Source organism: Thermus brockianus, from assembly GCF_001880325.1.
Classification (GTDB): domain Bacteria; phylum Deinococcota; class Deinococci; order Deinococcales; family Thermaceae; genus Thermus; species Thermus brockianus.
Map to the genome: position 1 here is coordinate 1,688,417 of NZ_CP016312.1, position 17,900 is coordinate 1,706,316.

Annotated in this window: 13 protein-coding genes, 1 tRNA gene and 5 pseudogenes; 15 read left to right on the plus strand and 4 right to left on the minus strand. The window is 66.7% G+C overall.

Going from position 1 to position 17,900, the window contains the following annotated elements; translation table 11 throughout:
• Positions 1-72: 72 nt before the first annotated feature.
• Entirely contained in the window at positions 73-1,104 is a 1,032-nt protein-coding gene (locus A0O31_RS09110) for a zinc-binding dehydrogenase (RefSeq protein WP_071677585.1), read from the minus strand.
• Positions 1,105-1,220: 116 nt separating this feature from the next.
• Between A0O31_RS09110 and A0O31_RS09115 the strand changes: the two are divergent.
• The 13 genes and pseudogenes from A0O31_RS09115 to A0O31_RS09175 all read left to right on the plus strand — a co-directional run bounded on the left by A0O31_RS09115 (position 1,221) and on the right by A0O31_RS09175 (position 13,630).
• Positions 1,221-2,973: pseudogene (locus A0O31_RS09115) on the plus strand (ABC transporter substrate-binding protein).
• Between the two features lie 55 nt (positions 2,974-3,028).
• Positions 3,029-4,012 carry an ABC transporter permease gene (locus tag A0O31_RS09120; RefSeq protein ID WP_071677586.1) on the plus strand — a complete coding sequence of 328 codons (984 nt, stop codon included), beginning with the start codon at positions 3,029-3,031 and terminating at the stop codon, positions 4,010-4,012.
• A 9-nt stretch (positions 4,013-4,021) separates the two neighbouring features.
• Positions 4,022-5,380: an ABC transporter permease gene (locus A0O31_RS09125; protein ID WP_071677587.1), complete on the plus strand. Its 1,359-nt coding sequence runs from the start codon at positions 4,022-4,024 to the stop codon at positions 5,378-5,380.
• Positions 5,381-5,452: 72 nt separating this feature from the next.
• Entirely contained in the window at positions 5,453-6,472 is a 1,020-nt protein-coding gene (locus A0O31_RS09130; protein WP_039458776.1) for an ABC transporter ATP-binding protein, read from the plus strand.
• Entirely contained in the window at positions 6,469-7,446 is a 978-nt protein-coding gene (locus tag A0O31_RS09135; RefSeq protein WP_039458780.1) for an ABC transporter ATP-binding protein, read from the plus strand. Before A0O31_RS09130 ends, A0O31_RS09135 begins: the two co-directional genes overlap by 4 nt.
• A gap of 46 nt (positions 7,447-7,492) precedes the next feature.
• Positions 7,493-8,119 carry an acetoin utilization AcuB family protein gene (locus tag A0O31_RS09140; RefSeq protein ID WP_071677588.1) on the plus strand — a complete coding sequence of 209 codons (627 nt, stop codon included), beginning with the start codon at positions 7,493-7,495 and terminating at the stop codon, positions 8,117-8,119.
• Positions 8,113-9,240, plus strand: coding sequence for an acetoin utilization protein AcuC (locus A0O31_RS09145; protein WP_071677962.1), 1,128 nt, complete (start codon positions 8,113-8,115; stop codon positions 9,238-9,240). The genes A0O31_RS09140 and A0O31_RS09145 overlap by 7 nt, the downstream gene beginning before the upstream one ends.
• Before the next feature lie 4 nt (positions 9,241-9,244).
• On the plus strand, positions 9,245-9,442 hold the full coding sequence (ttuB, locus tag A0O31_RS09150) for a sulfur carrier protein TtuB (RefSeq protein ID WP_071677589.1): 198 nt from the start codon (positions 9,245-9,247) through the stop codon (positions 9,440-9,442).
• A 1-nt stretch (position 9,443) separates the two neighbouring features.
• The gene (ttuA, locus tag A0O31_RS09155; protein ID WP_071677590.1) at positions 9,444-10,409 is read left to right on the plus strand and encodes a tRNA-5-methyluridine(54) 2-sulfurtransferase; all 966 of its coding nucleotides are present in this window, start codon (positions 9,444-9,446) and stop codon (positions 10,407-10,409) included.
• Complete coding sequence (locus A0O31_RS09160; protein ID WP_071677591.1) at positions 10,399-10,611, plus strand: DUF1653 domain-containing protein; 213 nt, start codon at positions 10,399-10,401, stop codon at positions 10,609-10,611. Before ttuA ends, A0O31_RS09160 begins: the two co-directional genes overlap by 11 nt.
• 48 nt (positions 10,612-10,659) lie before the next feature.
• Entirely contained in the window at positions 10,660-12,246 is a 1,587-nt protein-coding gene (locus A0O31_RS09165; protein WP_071677592.1) for an alpha-amylase family glycosyl hydrolase, read from the plus strand.
• Between the two features lie 4 nt (positions 12,247-12,250).
• A pseudogene (locus tag A0O31_RS09170) lies at positions 12,251-12,890 on the plus strand (class I SAM-dependent methyltransferase).
• Entirely contained in the window at positions 12,881-13,630 is a 750-nt protein-coding gene (locus A0O31_RS09175) for a class I SAM-dependent methyltransferase (protein ID WP_071677593.1), read from the plus strand. The pseudogene A0O31_RS09170 and the gene A0O31_RS09175 overlap by 10 nt, the downstream one beginning before the upstream one ends.
• 20 nt (positions 13,631-13,650) lie before the next feature.
• On the opposite strand, the gene A0O31_RS09180 is transcribed toward A0O31_RS09175, so the two are convergent.
• Positions 13,651-13,738 (minus strand) — tRNA-Leu (locus tag A0O31_RS09180).
• Positions 13,717-15,047: pseudogene (lnt, locus tag A0O31_RS09185) on the minus strand (apolipoprotein N-acyltransferase). The gene A0O31_RS09180 and the pseudogene lnt overlap by 22 nt, the downstream one beginning before the upstream one ends.
• A gap of 60 nt (positions 15,048-15,107) precedes the next feature.
• Between lnt and A0O31_RS09190 the strand changes: the two are divergent.
• Positions 15,108-15,803: a metallophosphoesterase family protein gene (locus A0O31_RS09190; protein WP_071677594.1), complete on the plus strand. Its 696-nt coding sequence runs from the start codon at positions 15,108-15,110 to the stop codon at positions 15,801-15,803.
• Here the strand turns inward: A0O31_RS09190 and queG are convergent.
• Positions 15,726-16,865, minus strand: a pseudogene (gene queG, locus A0O31_RS09195) (tRNA epoxyqueuosine(34) reductase QueG); the annotation flags it as partial. The gene A0O31_RS09190 and the pseudogene queG overlap by 78 nt on opposite strands.
• Positions 16,866-16,883: 18 nt before the next feature.
• Here queG and A0O31_RS09200 point away from each other — a divergent pair.
• Positions 16,884-17,887 (plus strand): annotated as a pseudogene (locus tag A0O31_RS09200) (homoserine dehydrogenase).
• Positions 17,888-17,900 lie beyond the last annotated feature (13 nt).

The following is a 17,900-nucleotide window of genomic DNA, read 5'->3' on the forward strand; positions in this document are numbered from 1 at the left end:
CACCACCTCCCACGGCATTCTATCCCTTTAGCCCGTAGTCCAGGCTTCCCTTAGAGAAGGGACGAAAGGCCTTTAGTCCACCCGAAGCACCACCTTGCCAAATACCCGCCGCTCCTCCAAAAGCCGGTGCCCCTCGGCTGCCTCTTCCAAGGGGAGAACCTGCCCCACCACAGGCCGCAGTTTCCCTTCTTCCACGAAACGGAGGATGGGAAAGAGGCGGCTTTTAGAGGCCATGGTAGATCCCAAAATGGAAAGCTGGCGGAAAAACACGTGGGCGAAAGGTAAGGTTCCCTCGTAACCCGAGGAGGCGCCAGCGATGGCGATGCGTCCGCCGTTGGCCGTGGCCTTGATCACCCCTTCAAAGTAAAGGGCGCCGGTATGGTCCACCACCTTGTCCGCCCCCTTGCCCCCGGTGAGGCGGCGCACCTCCTTAAACCACTCGGGGTGGGTGTAGTTCACCGCTTCGTCCGCCCCCAGTTCCCGGGCTTTCCTGAGCTTTTCCTCGGAACCCGCCGTGGCGATGACCCGAGCCCCGTGGAGCTTGGCGATCTGGATGGCGGCCACGCTCACCCCGCTCCCCGCCGCCATGATCAGGACGTCGTCCCCAGGGCGGACCTGGAGCTTGTCCACCACCATCTGCCAGGCGGTGAGGAAGGTGAGAGGGATGGCCGCCGCCTCCTCAAAGGAGAGGTTTTGGGGTTTTTTGAGGAGGTTCGCCTCGGGCACCACCAGGTACTCGGCGTACGCCCCCCAGCGGTGCTCCCCCAGGATCTCGTACCTTGGGCAAAGGTTATCCTCCCCCGCCAGGCACCGCTCGCAGTGGCCGCAGGAAAGGCCGGGGTTCACCACCACCTCGTCCCCCGGCGCGAAGGCCGTGACCCCGGGGCCCACCGCGTCCACCACCCCGCTGGCGTCCGCGCCCAGCACGTGGGGGAGGGGAAGCTTGGGGCTCGCCACCCCCTTGCGCACCCAGACGTCCAGGTGGTTGAGGGCCGCTGCCTTCACCCGTAAGCGCACCTCCTTGGGCCCTGGCTCGGGTGTAGGCACCTCCGCCACCTTGAGCACCTCCGGGCCGCCTCTCGCCTCCATGACCACCGCTTTCATGGCCGCCTCCTTATGCAGGGGATTTTTTCACGAACCCCCCCGCCGGTCAAGCGTGCTTGACAGGGGCTAAACGGAACGTGTAGCCTTAGCGCCGTAAGGCAAGGGGAGGCGAGAATATGAGAAGAGCCCTGGTGTGGATGGCAGGCCTTATCGCGCTGGCCGGCGTGGCCAGCGCCCAAACCTTTGTCTGGCCCCAGAATGTGGACGGTGGCCAAGCCCTCTGAGGTGAAGCGGGGCGGTACGCTGCGGGCAGCGGTTATTTCCGACTACCGTACCTTTAACCCCTTTATCACCGCCGAGGCGGACAGCGTCCCTGACCTCATTTCCGGGGATCGCGGCCTCGTGAGGCGCGACCCCACCACCGGGGATTGGATTCCCTACATGGCGGAGTCCTGGACCATCAGCCCCAACAAGCTGGAGATCACCTTCAAGATCCGCCGGGGGATGAAGTGGTCCGACGGCAAGCCCATCACTGCCGACGACTGGATCATGACCTGGCGCATCCACACGGATAAGGCGGTGGGGTCCAACCTCTACGATACCTTCTTTATTGACGGCAAGCCTATCACCCTGCGCAAGATTGACGACTACACCATCCGCTTCATCTACCCCAAGACCGATGCGGACGCCTTTGCCGTGGCCAGCTTTGCGCCCTGGCCCGCCCACGTCTTCGGCCCCGTCTACCAAAGGGAGGGGGCCGAGGGCATCAAGAAGATGTGGACCCTGAACGAGAAGCCGAATAACATTGTTTCCGGCGGGCCCTGGCTCATTGAGAGCTACCGCCCGGGTGAGCGCCTGGTCCTGAAGCGCAACCCGGCCTTCGGGGAGTGGAACAAGGACGAGGCCGGAAACCCCTTGCCCTACCTGGACCGCTACGAGATCAAGATCGTCAAGGACGTGAACGCCCGGCTGGCGGAGTTCCTGGCAGGCAACATTGACCTCTTTGCCCCCGCTACCGTAGACCACATTTCCCAGGTGCGCCAGGCCATCCAGCAGGGCCGCCTGGACGCCACCATCAAGGTGAACGCTTCCCCCGTGGCCAGCAGCCAGTTCATGGTCTTCAACTGGAATAAGGCCTCGGACCCCTTCAAGCAAAGCCTCTTCCGCTCGGATAAGTTCCGCCGGGCCATGAGCCACATCGTGAACCGCCAGGCGGTGATTGACATCGTCTACGGTGGCCTGGGCACCCCCATGTACAGCAGTGTCTACCCGGTCCTCACCCAGTGGGTGAACCCCAAGGTGCCCAAGTACGAGTACAACCTGCAGCAGGCGGCGAAGCTTTTGGCCGAGCTGGGCTTCACCAAGAAGGACAAGGACGGCTACCTGGTGGACAGCAAGGGACGCCGCCTGGAGTTCAACCTCGCCACCAACGCCGGCAATAACCAAAGGGAGCAGATCGCCAAGATCTTCGTGGACGAGGCCAAGAAGGTGGGGGTGAAGGTGAACTTGACCGCCATTGACTTCAACACCCTGGTGGGCCAGCTCCTCTCCTCCGGCCCCGACCGGCCCTTTGACGCCATCATCATCGGCCTCTCCGACGGGAGCCTAGACTGGCCCTTTGGCTCCAACGTGGTGCCCTGCAAGGGCAACCTGCACATGTGGAACAAGTCGGGCCAGTGCCTGGACCCCAGGGAAACCCAGCTGGATGCCCTTTACTCCCGTGGCCGCACCGAGCTGGACTTCAAGAAGCGGGTGGAGATCGGCTACCGCATGCAGGAGATTGAGGCCCAGCTCCTTCCCGTGATCTACATTGCCGGGCCCAACTACCACCCCGCCTGGAACAACCGTCTGGGTGGGGAGCACCCCGATGCCATCATCAGCAGCATCTGGGGCCAGCGGGAGCTGGAGCTGACCTTCATCAAGAAGTGAGCTAGCTGTAGAGTATCCCCGGGGTCTATCGGCCCCGGGGATACTTTGGGAAGCCATGACCGCATATATCCTTCGCCGAATCCTGTACCTGATCCCCACCTTCTTCGGGGCTACCTTCCTGGCCTTCCTCATCATCCAGCTGGCCCCGGGGGATTACCTGACCCAGCTGGAGCTGGATCCCAAGGTAACCCCGGAGACCATCGCCCGCCTTAGGGTCCAGTTCGGCCTGGATCGCCCCATCTACGAGCAGTACCTGCTTTGGATGGATAACCTGTTGCACCTGAACCTGGGCTACTCCTTCGCCTTCCAGGCGCCGGTCCTGGAGGTGATCTGGCCCCGGGTGGTGAACTCCATGGTAATCGTCATCCCCTCCACCCTTCTTCTGTACCTGGTGGCCATTCCCGTCGGGGTCTACGGGGCGGTGCGCCAGTACTCTTTGGGTGACCGCCTCCTCTCCTTTCTGGCCTACATCGGGCTCTCGGTGCCCAGCTTTTTCCTGGCGCTCATCGCCATCTACGTGCTTCTCCAGATCAAGTTCCGCACGGGTACCCTTATCTTTCCGGTTTCCGGCATGACCAGCAGCGGCTTTGAGCAGATGCCGCCCTTGCGCCAGATCCTGGACATCGCCTGGCATGCGGTGGTGCCTGTGCTGGTGGCCACCGCCAACGATATCGCCGGGCTTTCCCGCCTCATGCGGGGACAGATGCTAGAGGTCTTGGGGCAGGACTATATCCGAACCGCCCGGGCCAAGGGCTTGGCCGAGCGGGTGGTCCTGTACAAGCATGCCTTTCGCAACGCGGTGATTCCCTTTGTGGCCACCTTGGGCGGGCTTCTTCCCAGCCTGATCTCGGGAGCGGGGTTCGTGGAGGTGGTTATGGCCTGGCCGGGTATTACCCCCTTTTTCCTGGACGCCATCGCCAACCAGGACCTTTACGTGATCGCCGGTTTTCTCACGGTGAGCCTGGTCCTCTTGATGATCGGCAACCTCATCTCCGATCTCCTCCTGGCCTGGGTGGACCCCAGGATCCGCTACGAATAGGGGTGATCTGTGGAACGCCTTTCGTCTTCTACCGCCCGCACCCAGCTGGTTTTGCGCCAGTTTCGCAAGCACCGCCTGGCGGTCTGGGGCGGGCGCATTCTTCTGGTGCTTTACCTGATGGCCGCCTTCGCCGGGTTTTTCAGCCCCTACGATCCCAACTACTATGAGCTCTATCCCCCCAAGGGGAACCACCCGCCCACCCGAATCCACTTTGTGGACCCCGAAACGGGAAGGCTCAGTCGGCCTTTTGTCTACGCCACCAAACGCAGCATTGATCCGGTAACCCTCCAGCCCCGTTACGAGGAGGATCCATCCCAGGGCAAGTTCTACCTGCGCTTTTTCGTGCGAACCCCCGACCAGCCCTACACCGTCTTCAAGGTGTTCCGCTCCGACCTAAGGCTCATTGGGGTGGATCCCCCGGGGCGCATCTTCCTTATGGGTACGGATAACTTTGGCCGGGACCTCTTCAGCCGGATCGTCTACGGGGGGCAGGTATCCCTTACCATCGGTATCCTTTCCGCTTTGGTTTCCTTCGCCCTGGGGCTCTTGCTGGGGGGCATCGCCGGCTACTTTTCGGGGCGGCCCTTTGCCCTTTCCCTCCCCCCTCGAGCCTGGCGCGGCTGGAGCGGGGTGCTGGGGCTTGTGGGCCTTCTTCTCTGGCTGGCAGTGGCCGCTGGCGTTCTTTTCTTGGCCTGGTCCTTTGTGCGGCTCAGCCCTGGCAAGGGTGTCTTTTCCCTGGCGGTGGATGGGGTCGTCCTGCTCCTGGGTTTTGGGGGAGCCCTTCTTATCCTTTGGAAGGTTTTCCGGGAGCCTTTGAAGCTCGATCCTGACGACCTCATCATGCGCACCGTGGAGATCATCGCCGCCATTCCCAGCCTTTTCCTCCTCATCTCCTTGCGGGCGGTGTTTCCCACCAACATTGATCCGCTCATCACCTTTTACCTGGTGGTGGGGCTTTTGGGCTTCATCGGCTGGGGGGGATTGGCCCGGGTGGTGCGGGGGATCGTCCTCTCCGTGCGGGAGATGGACTACGTGCAGGCGGCCAGGGCCTTGGGGGCTTCGGATGGGCGCATCATCGCCCGGCATGTTCTTCCCGCCACGGCGAGCTACGTGATCGTGAGCCTATCCCTCACCATCCCCGGCTTTATCCTGGGAGAAAGCGGGCTTTCCTTCTTAGGCCTTGGGGTTACGGAGCCGTACACCAGTTGGGGGCTCCTGCTCCAGGCGGCGCAACAGGGCGGCTTCGCTTCCTTTACCGACCGCCCTTGGGTGCTTTGGCCTGGGTTTTTCATCTTCCTGGCTGTGCTTTCGTGGAACTTCCTGGGGGATGGGCTCCGGGACGCCTTGGACCCAAGGAGGAGGCGGTAGGCTCTTCTCTTTTGACCGGGCATGGCGTATAACGGGTGAGGTGTTTTAAGGGCAGTGCCCGAAGGAGTGCGCATGGACGACAAGCGGCTGCTGGAGGTGAGAGACCTTAAGGTCCACTTCTTCACGGACGATGGCGTGGTGAAGGCGGTGGACGGGGTGTCCTTCCACGTGGACAAAGGGGAGACCCTGGCGGTGGTGGGGGAGTCGGGCTCGGGGAAGAGCGTGACTTCCTTGGCCATCATGCGGCTCATTCCCACGCCCCCGGGGCGGATTGTGGGCGGGGAGATCCTCTTCCGGGGGAAGGACGGCCAGGTGCGGGACCTCACCAAGCTCTCCGAGGCGGAGATGCGGCGCATCCGGGGTAACGACATCGCCATGATCTTCCAGGAACCCATGACGTCCTTGAACCCGGTGTACACGGTGGGGGACCAGATCGCCGAGGCCATCATGCTCCACCAGGGGAAAAGCCGGAGGGAGGCCATGGAGCTCGCCGCCCACATGCTGGACCTGGTGGGGATTCCTGAGCCCAAGAAGCGGCTTGCCAACTACCCCCACCAGATGTCCGGGGGGATGCGGCAGCGGGTGATGATCGCCATGGCGCTTTCCTGCAACCCTTCGCTTCTCATCGCCGACGAGCCCACCACCGCCTTGGACGTGACCATCCAGGCGCAGATCCTGGAGCTGATGAAGAAGCTTCAGGAGGAGATCGGGATGAGCATTCTCTTCATCACCCACAACCTGGGGGTGGTGGCGGAGATGGCGGACCGGGTGGTGGTGATGTACGCGGGGCGGGCGGTGGAGCAGGCGGACGTGGTGCCGCTTTTCAGGGAACCGCTCCACCCGTACACCCGGGGGCTTCTCCACTCGGTGCCCCGGCTGGACCTTGCGGCGGAGCGCAAGGAGCGGTTGGAGGCCATTCCTGGGAACGTGCCGAACCCGCTTTACCTGCCTTCTGGTTGCGCCTTCCACCCCCGGTGCAAGCACTACGTGGAGGGGCTTTGCGACCGGGAGGTGCCGCCCTTGGAGGAAGTGGGGGACGGGCGGCAGGTGCGGTGCGTGCGCTGGCGGGAGATCCGGGAGGTTAGGGCATGAGCGGGGTCCTGCTGGAGGTCAAGGACCTCAAGAAGCACTTTCCCATCCGGGGCGGGGTGCTTTCCCGGGTGGTGGGGAGCGTGAAGGCGGTGGACGGGGTATCCTTCGCCATCCGGCGGGGGGAGGTACTGGGGCTTGTGGGGGAGTCGGGGAGCGGCAAGACCACGGTGGGCCGCACCCTGTTGCGCCTCATTGAGCCCACGGGGGGAAGGATCCTTTTTGACGGGGAGGACATCACCGAGCTGCCCAAGGACAAGCTAAGGCCCTACCGCCGCCGGATGCAGATCATCTTCCAAGACCCCTTTAGCTCCCTGAACCCGCGGATGACGGTGGGGGACATCATCGCCGAGCCCCTGGTGATTCACGGCATCGGCAAGACGCCCCAGGAGCGGACCGAGCGGGTGGCGGAGCTCCTAAAGCTCGTGGGGCTTTCTCCCGATCACATGCGCCGCTACCCCCACGAGTTTTCCGGGGGGCAGAGGCAACGCATCGGCATCGCCCGGGCCCTGGCGGTGGCACCGGAGTTCATCGTGGCGGACGAGCCGGTTTCCGCCCTGGACGTGTCCATCCAGGCCCAGGTGGTGAACCTTCTCCAGGACCTGAAGGAGGAGCTGGGCCTCACCCTGCTCTTCATCGCCCACGACCTGGCGGTGGTGGAGTACATCTCCGACCGGGTGGCGGTGATGTACCTGGGCAAGGTGATGGAGATCGCTTCTTCGCGGGAGCTCTACCGCAACCCCAAGCACCCCTACACCGAGGCCTTGCTCTCGGCGGTGCCCATTCCTGACCCCACGGTGAAGCGGGAGCGCATTGTGCTCCAGGGGGATATTCCTTCCCCCATCAACCCCCCTTCGGGGTGCGTCTTCCGCACCCGTTGCCGCTACGCCCTCCCCGAGTGCGCCCACACCGTGCCCGAACTCAAGGAGGTGGCCCCGGGCCACTACAAGGCCTGCATCCGGGACGACATCCTCTGAGGCCATCGTGGGCCGAGCACCCCCCTTCGGGGGGTATACTCGTTTCATGCTGGTCAAGGACGTGATGCGCTCCCCCGTGGTCACGGTGGGGCCGGACGCCACCCTGGAAGAGGCCTACCGCCTCCTCCTGGAGAGGGGCATCCGGCACCTACCCGTGGTGGCCGAAGGGCGGCTTCTGGGCATCGTCACCGACCGGGACATCCGCCTGGCCACCAGCCACCTGAACCCCAAGGGCCCCTGCCCGGGGTGCACCCAGGTGGCCGAGGTGATGACCCGGGGCGTGGTCACCGCCCACCCCCTGGACCCGGTGGAGGAGGCGGCCCGGGTGATGCGGGAGAGGAAGATCGGTTCCCTGCCGGTCTTGGAAGAGGGGGCTTTGGTGGGCATCGTCACGGGCATAGACCTCCTGGATGCCCTGCTTAAGCTCACCGGGGTCACGGAGCCTTCGGGAAGGCTGGAGGTCCGCCTTCCGGACAGGGTAGGGGAACTGGCCCGCCTCACGGGGTTCTTGGCGGGCCGGGGGGTGAACATCCACTCCCTCTTCTCCTACCCGGAGGATGGGGACTTCGTGCGGGCGGTGGTGCGGGTAAACACCCTGGAAACCCACCTCTTGGCGGAGAGCTTGAGGCGGGAAGGGTTTGAGGTGCTTTGGCCCCCCAAGAAGCCATGGTGATCTACCGGGACGAGTATCGCCTCTACAACTTTGGCCCGGACCATCCCTTCTCCCCCGTGCGCCTGGAGATGCTCACCTCCCTTCTCCAGGCCCTGGGGGTGTGGCGGACGCCCCACCTTCCCCCGGAGGCCACCCGGGAGGAGGTGCTCGCCGTTCACTCCGAGCGCCTGGTGAAGCGGGTGGAGGCGGCAAGCCTTGGGGAAAGGGTGCCGGACCTGGAGCACTATGGCTTGGGCACGGGGGATACCCCCGTCTTCCCCGGCATGGACCGGGCGGCCCGCATCCTGGTGGGGGGGACCCTCGAGGGGGCGAGGCGCATCCTTTCCGGGGAAAAGCGGGTGCTCCAACTGGGAGGGGGCCTGCACCACGCCCAGTACGACCGGGCCTCGGGGTTTTGCGTGTACAACGACCTCTCCGTGGCCATCCGCCACCTGACCCGGGCCGGGCTTCGGGTGGCCTACCTGGACATTGACGTTCACCACGGGGACGGGGTGCAGTGGATCCACTACGAGGAGAAGGAGGTCCTCACCCTAAGCCTCCACGAGTCGGGCCGTTACCTTTTCCCCGGCACCGGGCACGTGCACGAGCTGGGCCGGGGGGAGGGGGTGGGGAAGAAGCTCAACCTTCCCCTGGAGCCTTTTACCGAGGACGGAAGCTACGTGGAGGTCTTTGAGGCCTTGGTGCCCTGGGCCCTAAGGGCCTTCCGGCCCGATGTTTTGGTGGTCCAGGCGGGGGCGGACGCCCACTACCTGGACCCCTTGGCGGACCTCCTCCTCACCACCCGGGCCTACGAAAGGCTTTTCCGCCTCATCCTGGAGTACGCCGAGGCCTATGCGGGGGGACGGGTCCTCTTTACCCTGGGGGGCGGGTACAGCCTGGACGGGGCGGTGCGGGTCTGGGCCATCCTTTACCACGTCTTCCACGGCCTTCCCTTGCCCGAGCGCCTCCCGGAGGGGTGGCTTAGGGCCTGGGAAGGGCGGCTTGGGCGGTCCCTTACCCCTACCCTCCACGACCCCGAGGACCCCTACCCGGAAATCCCTAGGCGGCCGGAGATAGAAAAGCGGAACCGGCTTACCCTAAGCCGGCTCACAGAACTTGTCTCCTCCTACCTGCTAGACTAGCGGGGTGAAGGTCATTCTGCGCCTGCCCGAGCGCAAGGAGGTGGAGGTTAGGGGGGACAGGCCCCTAAAGGAGGTTCTCCTGGAGCTTGGCCTGAACCCGGAGACGGTGGTGGCCGTGCGGGGGGAGGAGCTCCTCACCCTGGACCAGGTGGTGGGGGAAGGGGAGACCCTAGAGGTGCTTTCCGCCATCTCGGGAGGCTAGGGTGGTCTGCAAGGTCTGCGGGGAAAAGGCCCAGGTGGAGGTGCGCTCCCGGGGCTTTGCCCTCTGCCGGGCGCACTACCTGGACTGGTTCGTGAAGGAGACGGAAAGGGCCATCCGCCGCCACGGGATGCTCAAGCCCGGGGAGCGGGTTCTGGTGGCGGTCTCTGGGGGGAAGGACTCCTTGGCCCTCTGGGACGTGCTAAGCCGCCTGGGCTACGAGGCGGTGGGGCTTCACATTGAGCTGGGTATCGGGGAGTACTCCCGGCGGAGCCTCGAGGTCACGGAGGCCTTCGCCCGGGAAAGGGGCCTGGAGCTTTGGGTGGTGGACCTCAAGGAGGCCTATGGCTTTGGCGTGCCGGAGCTCGCCGCCCTCTCCGGGCGGGTGGCCTGCTCCGCCTGTGGGCTTTCCAAGCGCTACATCCTCAACCAGGTGGCGGTGGAAGGGGGGTTCCGCGCCGTGGCCACGGGCCACAACCTGGACGACGAGGCCGCGGTGCTTTTCGGCAACCTCCTCAACCCCCAGGAGGACGCCCTGGTCCGCCAGGGGCCGGTCCTGCCCGAGAAGCCCGGCCTCGCCGCCCGGGTCAAGCCCTTCTACCGCTTTAGCGAGCGGGAAGTTCTCTCCTACACCCTCCTGCGGGGCATCCGCTACCTGCACGAGGAGTGCCCCAACGCCCAGGGGGCGAAGAGCCTCCTCTACAAGGAGGCCTTAAACCTGGTGGAGAAGGAAATGCCGGGGGCCAAGCTCCGCTTCCTGGAGGGTTTTTTGGAGAAACTACAACCCCGGTTGCAGGCGGGGGAGGAGGTGGCCCTTAGGGAGTGCGAGCGCTGCGGCTACCCTACCACGGGAAGCGTCTGCTCCTTCTGCCGCATGTGGGACGCCGTGTACCGAAGGGCCAAGAAAAGGCGGCTCCTTCCGGAAGAGGCGGCCTTCCATCCCCACGTGGAGCCCCTCCGTGTCCGTTAAGCCGGGGCTTTACCGCCACTATAAGGGAGGGCTTTACCAAGTCCTCTTCCTGGCCCGCCACTCGGAAACGGAGGAGGTGATGGTGGTCTACCAGGCCCTCTATGGGGAAAGGGGGTACTGGGTCCGGCCCTTATCCCTTTGGCTTGCCCCCGTGGAGGTGGAAGGGAAGGCGGTGCCCCGCTTCCAACCCCTGGAGGAGTAGGGGGTGGAAGCCCTTCCAGCCTGGCCTGGGCCGGGGTAGACTTGGGGTATGTGGTGGAAAGAGGCGGTGATTTACCAGATTTACCCGCGAAGCTTCCAGGATAGCAACGGCGATGGCATCGGGGACCTGGAGGGCATAAGGCGGCGGCTTCCCTACCTCAAGTCCTTGGGGGTGGATGCCCTTTGGCTTTCCCCCTTTTACAAGAGCCCCATGAAGGACTTCGGCTACGATGTGGCCGACTACTGCGACGTGGACCCCATCTTTGGGACCCTCGAGGACTTTGACCGCCTCCTCCAAGAGGCCCATGCCCTGGGGCTAAGGGTCCTCATAGACCTGGTGCCCAACCACACCTCCAGCGAGCACCCCTGGTTTTTGGAGTCCCGGGCCTCCCGGGAAAGCCCCAAGCGGGACTGGTACGTCTGGGCCGACCCTGCCCCCGATGGGGGCCCGCCCAACAACTGGCAGAGCTTCTTTGGCGGCCCCGCCTGGACCCTGGACGAAAGGACGGGGCAGTACTACCTCCACCAGTTCCTCCCCGAGCAACCGGACCTCAACTGGCGCAACCCCGAGGTGCGGGAGGCCATTTATGAGGTCATGCGCTTTTGGCTCCGGCGGGGGGTGGATGGGTTCCGGGTGGATGTCCTTTGGCTTTTGGCCGAGGACCTCCTCCTGAGGGACGAGCCCGGCAACCCCGACTGGCGCCCGGGCATGTGGGACCGGGGCCGGCACCTCCACCTCTTCACCGAGGACCAGCCGGAAACCTACGCCTATGTGCGGGAGATGCGCTTTGTCCTGGACGAGTTTTCCGCCCCCGGGCGGGAGCGGGTGATGGTGGGGGAGATCTACCTGCCCTATCCCCAGCTCGTGCGCTACTACCAGGCGGGTTGCCACCTCCCCTTCAACTTCCACCTCATCTTCCGGGGCCTTACCGATTGGCGGCCCGAGAACATCGCCCGCATCGTGGAGGAGTACGAGCGCCTCCTCACCCGCCTGGACTGGCCCAACTGGGTTCTGGGCAACCACGACCAGCCCCGCCTGGCCTCCCGCCTGGGGGAGGCCCAGGCCCGGGTGGCCGCCACCCTCCTCTTCACCCTGAGGGGCACCCCCACCTGGTACTACGGGGACGAGCTCGCCCTCCCCAACGGGGAGATTCCCCCGGAGAAGGTGCAAGACCCCGCCGCCTTAAGGCAAAAGGACCGCAAGGGCGAGCACGGCCTACCCCCGGGCCGTGACCCCGAGCGCACCCCCATGCCCTGGGACGACTCCCCCCATGCCGGCTTCTCCACCGCCGAGCCCTGGCTTCCCCTCAACCCTGACTGGCCGAGGCGCAACGTGGCGGCCATGGAGCGGGACCCCCGCTCCATGCTCCACCTGGTGCGCCGCCTTATCGCCCTGCGGAAAGACCCTGGCCTCCTTTACGGGGCCTACCGCACCTACTGGGCCCAGGAGGGCGTTTACGCCTACCTTAGGGGGGAAGGGTGGCTTGTGGCCCTCAACTTCACGGACAAGGAAAAGGCCCTTCCCCTGCCTCGAGGGGGGCAGGTGGCCCTCTCCACCCACCTGGACCGGGAGGAGCGGGTGGGGGACCTTCTCCGCCTCAGGCCCGACGAAGGGGTGGTGGTGCGGCTAGACTGAGGGCGTGGAGGACCCCTTTCAGGGCCTGGCGGAGGCCTACGAGGCCTGGTACGAGACCCCTTGGGGGCGTACGTCATCGCCGAGGAGGAAAGGGCGCTAAGGGCCCTCCTCCCTCCAGGGGAAAGCCTTCTGGAGGTGGGGGCGGGGACCGGGTACTGGCTCAGGCGCCTCCCCTACCGGGAGAAGGTGGGGGTGGAGCCTTCCCCTGCCATGCGCCGCCTGGGGGAGGTGCGGGCCAAGGAGGCGGTGTGGGTGGAGGGGCGGGGGGAGGACCTGCCCTTTCCTGGGGGGCGGTTTGACGTGGTCCTCCTCTTCACCACCTTGGAGTTCGTGGGGGATGTGGGGAGGACCCTGCGTGAGGCGAGGAGGGTCCTTAGGCCGGGCGGGGCCCTGGTGGTGGGCATCCTCGAGGCCCTCTCCCCCTGGGCCGCCCTCTACCGCCATCTGGGGGAGAAGGGGGTGCGTCCCTGGACCCACGCCCGCTTCCTCACCCGGGAGGACCTCGCCGCCCTCCTGGGCCCCCCGAGGCGGAAGGGGAGGCGGTCCACCTCGCCCCGGAGGCCCGCCCCCCCTACGGCGAGGCGGACCGGGCGGGGAGGCGGGCGGGGAACCGCCCTGCCCTATACTTGGGGCGATGGCGCTAAAGGCCCTTTTCGCCCTCTACCCCCTCCTGCAAGGGGACTACCGCGCGGTGGAAAAGGCCCTCCTGGCCCTGGAGGGTAGCGGCGTGGACCACCGGGTTTTCCCCACCCACACCGAGCTCTCCGGGGAGGAGGCGGTGGTCTTTGGGGCGCTTCGGGAGGCCTTCGCCAAGGCGGCGGAGGAGGGGGCTTTGGTCATGTGGGCCCTCCTTACCAACGCCTGCGAGGCCCAGGATCCCTTCCGCCTTCCGGAGCGCCTGGAGCGCTTCGCCCCCCTGGAGGTGGCGAGGCGGGCCCTCGAGGGCCTTAAGGCCAAAAGCGCCCTGGACATCGGCACCGGGACCGGGGTCTTCGCCGAGGCCTTCCACGGCCTTGGGCTTTTCACCGTGGGCCTGGACCCGCGGGCCGACCGCCTGGAGATGGCCCGGGCCAAGGTGAAGGGAGCCCGTTTCGTGGAGGGCAGGGCGGAAAGCCTCCCCTTTCCCGACGGGAGCTTTGACCTGGCCTTCTTCGGCCTCTCCCTCCACCACCTGGACCCCATCCCCGCCCTGAAGGAGGCGGCGCGGGTGGCCCGGCGGGTGGCGGTGTTGGAGTGGCCCTACCGGGAGGAGGAGGTGGGCCCGCCCTTGGCCAGGCGCCTCTCCCCAGAAACCCTTAAGGCCCTTTTCCAGGAGGCTTTGGGAAGCCCGCCCCACCTCCACCTGGAGGAGGCGTACACCCTGGCCCTCTGGGAAAAAGCCTAAAGGCCCCTTGCGGGGCCCATTGGTGCCGGGAGCGGGACTCGAACCCGCACGCCCTCATCGGGCAACAGATTTTGAGTCTGCCGCGTCTACCAATTCCGCCACCCCGGCAGACGCACCCTAAGGATAAGGCCAAAGAGAAAAATGGTCAACGCCAGGGCCACCGCCCAGTCCCCTAGGCGCACGTAGGGGGTGGCGCCCTCCCTTTGGGCATAGGGGGCGAGGAGGAAGCCCTCCCGGTGGGGGGGGATGGCCGCCACCGTGCGCCCCAAAGGGTCCACACTGGCGGTGATGCCGTCGTTCCCGGCCCGGAGGAGCCAAAGGCCCGTTTCCACCGCCCGAAGCCTCCCCATGGCGAAGTGTTGGCGCCCGCCGAAGGAGGGGCCGTACCAGGCGTCGTTGGTGAGGAGGACGAGAACCCTAGCCCCTTCCCGGGCCAGGCCCCGGGCCACGGAGGGGAAGACGGACTCGTAGCAGATGAAGACCCCATAGGCCCCCAAGGGGGCGATGCCTTCCCCCGGGGTGCGGTTGGCCAGTTCCCCAAGGCCAAAGGCGCGGAAGAAGAAGCCGTAGACCCTCCCCAGGACCTCCCGGAAGGGAAACCGCTCCCCGAAGGGCACGAGGCGCACCTTATCGTAGTGGGCGAGGATTTGGCCGCCTTGGTACAGGACCGCCCGGTTGGGGCCAAAGAGGTTGAGGCCGGTGATAAGGGGGCGGCCTTGGAGAAGGGTGTCCAGGCCTTCGGGGATTTGCCAGACGGCGGTTTCCGGCCAGACCACAAGCCCCGCCTCCGGATGGCGGGCGAGGCCCTCTCGGGTGAGGCGGAGGTAGACCCTTTCGTCCAGCTCCCCCTGGACCTTGGCCAGGGGGTTCAGGTTACCCTGGACGAGAAGGCCCTTCTCCTCCCCTTCCACCTGCGGCAGGGGCCAAAGCCAAAGGAGGGCCCAGGGAAGGAGGACCCAGGGGCGCCGGTGGGCGAGGCCGTAGGCGGCGAGGAGGACGAGGAGGGAGAGGAGGTAAACCCCGCCCCAGGCGGCCAGGACCCGGCCCGGGGCCTCCGCCAGGGCGTAGCCCAAAAACCCCCAGGGGAAGGCCAGCTCGCCCTGCTCCGTGAGCCACTCCAGGACCACCCACCCCCCAAGGCGGGCGAGGGGCGAGGGGGTGAGGGCGAAGAGGAGGCCGAAGGAAAGGGCTTTGAGGAGGACGAGGGGCAGGAAGGGAAGCGCCCCCAAGGGGCCGAAGAGGTTTGCGAAGCTTTGGGGAAGCCAGATGAGGTGGAGCCCCCAGAAGCCCACGCCGGCGAGGAAGCCTTCCCGGAAACCACCCCGGAGGAGGAAGGCGAGGGGCAAGGGGGCGAGGAAGCCAAAAGGGAAGGGGGGAGGGTGAGGGCGAGGGCGAGGCCTAGGAGGAAGGGGCGCACCCTTTCACCATAAGGCGCTTCCTAAGGATTGACCAGGTGGGGCTATGGCAGAATGGTCCCATGCGTCTTGGGGTCCTTTCCGATATCCACGCCAACCTGCCCGCCCTCGAGGCCGCCCTGGAGGCCCTGCGGGCTGAGGGGGTGGACGAGGTCCTGGTCTTGGGGGACCTCGTGGGCTACGGCCCCCATCCCCGCCAGGTGGTGCGGCGCCTCATGGAGGAAGGGCTTCCCGCCATCGCCGGGGCCTGGGACCTGCGGGTGGCCTACCCCGTGGACCGCGCCCTCCCCGAAGGCCTGGGCAAGGCCACCCTGGAATGGACCCGGGCGCAACTTGGGGAGAAGGAGCTCGCCTACCTCCGTTCCCTGCGCCTTTCCCACCGGCGTACCTATGGGAACTTCCGCCTCGTGGCCTTCCACGGCAGGCCGGGCCGCCCCGAGGAGGGCGTGGACCTCTTGGGCCCGGCCCGGGAGTTCCTCACCCTTTTGGAGCGCTACGGGGCCAAAGCCCTCCTCCTTGGGGGGCGGCACCTGCCCCTGGCCAGGCGGGTGGGCCAGGGGCTCGTGGCGGACCCAGGGAGCGTGGGGCTAAGCCTCTCCGGGGAGCCGGGGGCCGACGCCCTCCTCCTGGACACGGATACCCTCGAGACCCGCTTCCTCAAGGTACCCTACGACCTCGGTCCCCTGCTCTTTGACCTCAGGGCCTGGGGCCTGCCCCCCGCCTTGGAGAAGGTCTACCGCACCGGGCGCTTCCAGTAGGGCCTGGGCGTCCTGGCGCACCGTGGGGTCGGGGTCCTTTAGGAAGCCTTGGATGGGCTTCCCCGCCCGGAAGAGGGCGTGGAGGGCGGTGCGGCGCACCAGGGGGTTGGGGTCCTGGGCCGCCTCCGCCATCAGGCTTTCCCCCAAGCCCAGGTTGGCGAGGACGATGAGGGCGTTGCGGGCCATGCGGGCCCGGCCAGGCCGGAGGAAGGCGGTGCCCGCGTACTTCTTCCGGAAGGCGTGCCCCGAGAGGCGGAAGAAGTCCCGAAGGTCCGGGTGGGCCAGCTCGGGCTCGGGGGCAAAACCCGGCCAGGCCTTGCCGAACCGCCCCCAGGGGCAAGCCTCCCCGCAGAGGTCGCACCCCAGAAGCCACGCCCCTATCCCAGGCCAAAGCCCAGGGGGGATGAAGCCCTTGTGCTCCACGGTGAGGTAGCTCACGCATACCCGGGCGTCCAGGGTGCCGTCCCCCAGGAGGGCCCCCGTGGGGCAGGCGGGAAGGCAGCGGGAGCACCGGCCGCAGCGGGGGGGGTGGAGGGGGGAGGGGGCCACCTCCAGGGAGGTGAGGAGGACGGCGATGAAGGCGTGGACCCCAAAGCCTTGGGAGAGGAAGTAGCCATTCCGCCCAATCCAGCCTGCCCCCGAGAGGGCGGCCAGGGTGCGCTCGGAAAGGGGCCCGTGGTCCACATAGCCCTTGGCGAAGACCCCAAGGCCCTCCGCCACCCGCTCAAGCCGCCTAAGCTCCTCCCCCAAGAGGAGGTGGTAGTCCCGCACCCAGGCGTAGCGGGCCACCCGGCCCACCCGGAGGCCCCCAGGGGGCTTCCCGGGGTCGGGGAAGGCGTAGGGGGCGAAGAGGAGGAGGGCGCTATGGGCCATGGGGAAGCGGCGCCTTGGGTCAAAGCGCTCCTCCACGCGCCCTTCCAGGTAGGCCATGCCCCCATGCCGGCCTGCTCCCAGCCAGGCCTGGAACCGGGCCTTGGCCTCCTCCTGGGGGGCGAGGGGGGCCCAGGCCACCCCCAGGCCCCGCTCCCGGGCGGCTTCTTCCAGGAGGGCCTTAGGGTCCACACCTATATAATCCCTCCCATGGAGACCTTAAACCTCGCTCTCCTCGGGGGCGGCACCGTGGGGAGCGCCTTTTACACCCTGGTCCAGGAGCGGCAGGAGGAGCTTGCCGCCCTGGGCTTTCTTCCCCGCTTCCTTGGGGTCTTGGTGCGGGATAAGGCCAAACCCAGGGCCATTCCCCCAGAGCTCCTCCGGGTGGAGCCCTTTGACCTCCTGGAGGCGGACGTGGTGGTGGAGGCCCTGGGGGGGTGGAGGCCCCCCTCAAGCTCGTCCTCCCCGCCCTCGAGGCCGGCATCCCCCTCATCACCGCCAACAAGGCCCTTTTGGCCGAGGCCTGGGACGCCCTTCGCCCCTTCGCCGAGGAGGGCCTCATCTACCACGAGGCGAGCGTCATGGCGGGCACCCCGGCCCTTTCCTTCCTGGAAACCCTAAGGGGAAGCCAGGTCCTGGAGCTCCACGGCATCCTGAACGGCACCACCCTTTACATCCTCCAGGAGATGGAGAAGGGCAGGACCTACGCCGAGGCCCTGGCCGAGGCCCAGCGCCTAGGCTACGCCGAGGCCGACCCCACCCTGGACGTGGAGGGAATAGACGCCGCCCACAAGCTCACCCTCCTCGCCCGCCTCCTGGTGGACCCGGGCTTTCCCTTTGCCGAGGTGAGGGCCCAAGGGATCGCACGCCTCACCCCGGACCACCTGGAGGAAGCGGGGCGCCGGGGGGCCAGGGTGCGCCTGGTGGCGAGCCTCTACGGGGAAGGGGGGAGGTGGCGGGCGGAGGTGGCGCCCCGGTACCTGCCCCAGGACCACCCCTTGGCCCAGGCCCGGGGCAACGCCCTTTGGGTGCGCGCCCACCCCTTGGGGGAGGCCTTCGTCACCGGCCCCGGGGCGGGGGGTGGGGCCACGGCGAGCGGGCTTTTCGCCGACCTCCTCCGCCTCCTCTCCGGGGCGCCGGGGCACCTGCCCGCCCCAAGGGCCAAGCCGCCCCTTGCCGAGGGCCACCCCTTCCCCGAGGTCTTGACCCAGTAGCCCTCTCCCTGGA

What these genes read in the sequence shown, in the direction of transcription:
- A0O31_RS09120 (WP_071677586.1), top strand. Translation starts at nt 3,029, where the DNA reads ATGACCGCATATATCCTTCGCCGAATCCTGTACCTGATCCCCACCTTC.
- A0O31_RS09110 (WP_071677585.1), bottom strand. Translation starts at nt 1,104, where the DNA reads ATGAAAGCGGTGGTCATGGAGGCGAGAGGCGGCCCGGAGGTGCTCAAG.
- A0O31_RS09165 (WP_071677592.1), top strand. Translation starts at nt 10,660, where the DNA reads ATGTGGTGGAAAGAGGCGGTGATTTACCAGATTTACCCGCGAAGCTTC.
- A0O31_RS09130 (WP_039458776.1), top strand. Translation starts at nt 5,453, where the DNA reads ATGGACGACAAGCGGCTGCTGGAGGTGAGAGACCTTAAGGTCCACTTC.
- A0O31_RS09175 (WP_071677593.1), top strand. Translation starts at nt 12,881, where the DNA reads ATGGCGCTAAAGGCCCTTTTCGCCCTCTACCCCCTCCTGCAAGGGGAC.
- A0O31_RS09190 (WP_071677594.1), top strand. Translation starts at nt 15,108, where the DNA reads ATGCGTCTTGGGGTCCTTTCCGATATCCACGCCAACCTGCCCGCCCTC.
- A0O31_RS09135 (WP_039458780.1), top strand. Translation starts at nt 6,469, where the DNA reads ATGAGCGGGGTCCTGCTGGAGGTCAAGGACCTCAAGAAGCACTTTCCC.
- A0O31_RS09145 (WP_071677962.1), top strand. Translation starts at nt 8,113, where the DNA reads ATGGTGATCTACCGGGACGAGTATCGCCTCTACAACTTTGGCCCGGAC.
- A0O31_RS09140 (WP_071677588.1), top strand. Translation starts at nt 7,493, where the DNA reads ATGCTGGTCAAGGACGTGATGCGCTCCCCCGTGGTCACGGTGGGGCCG.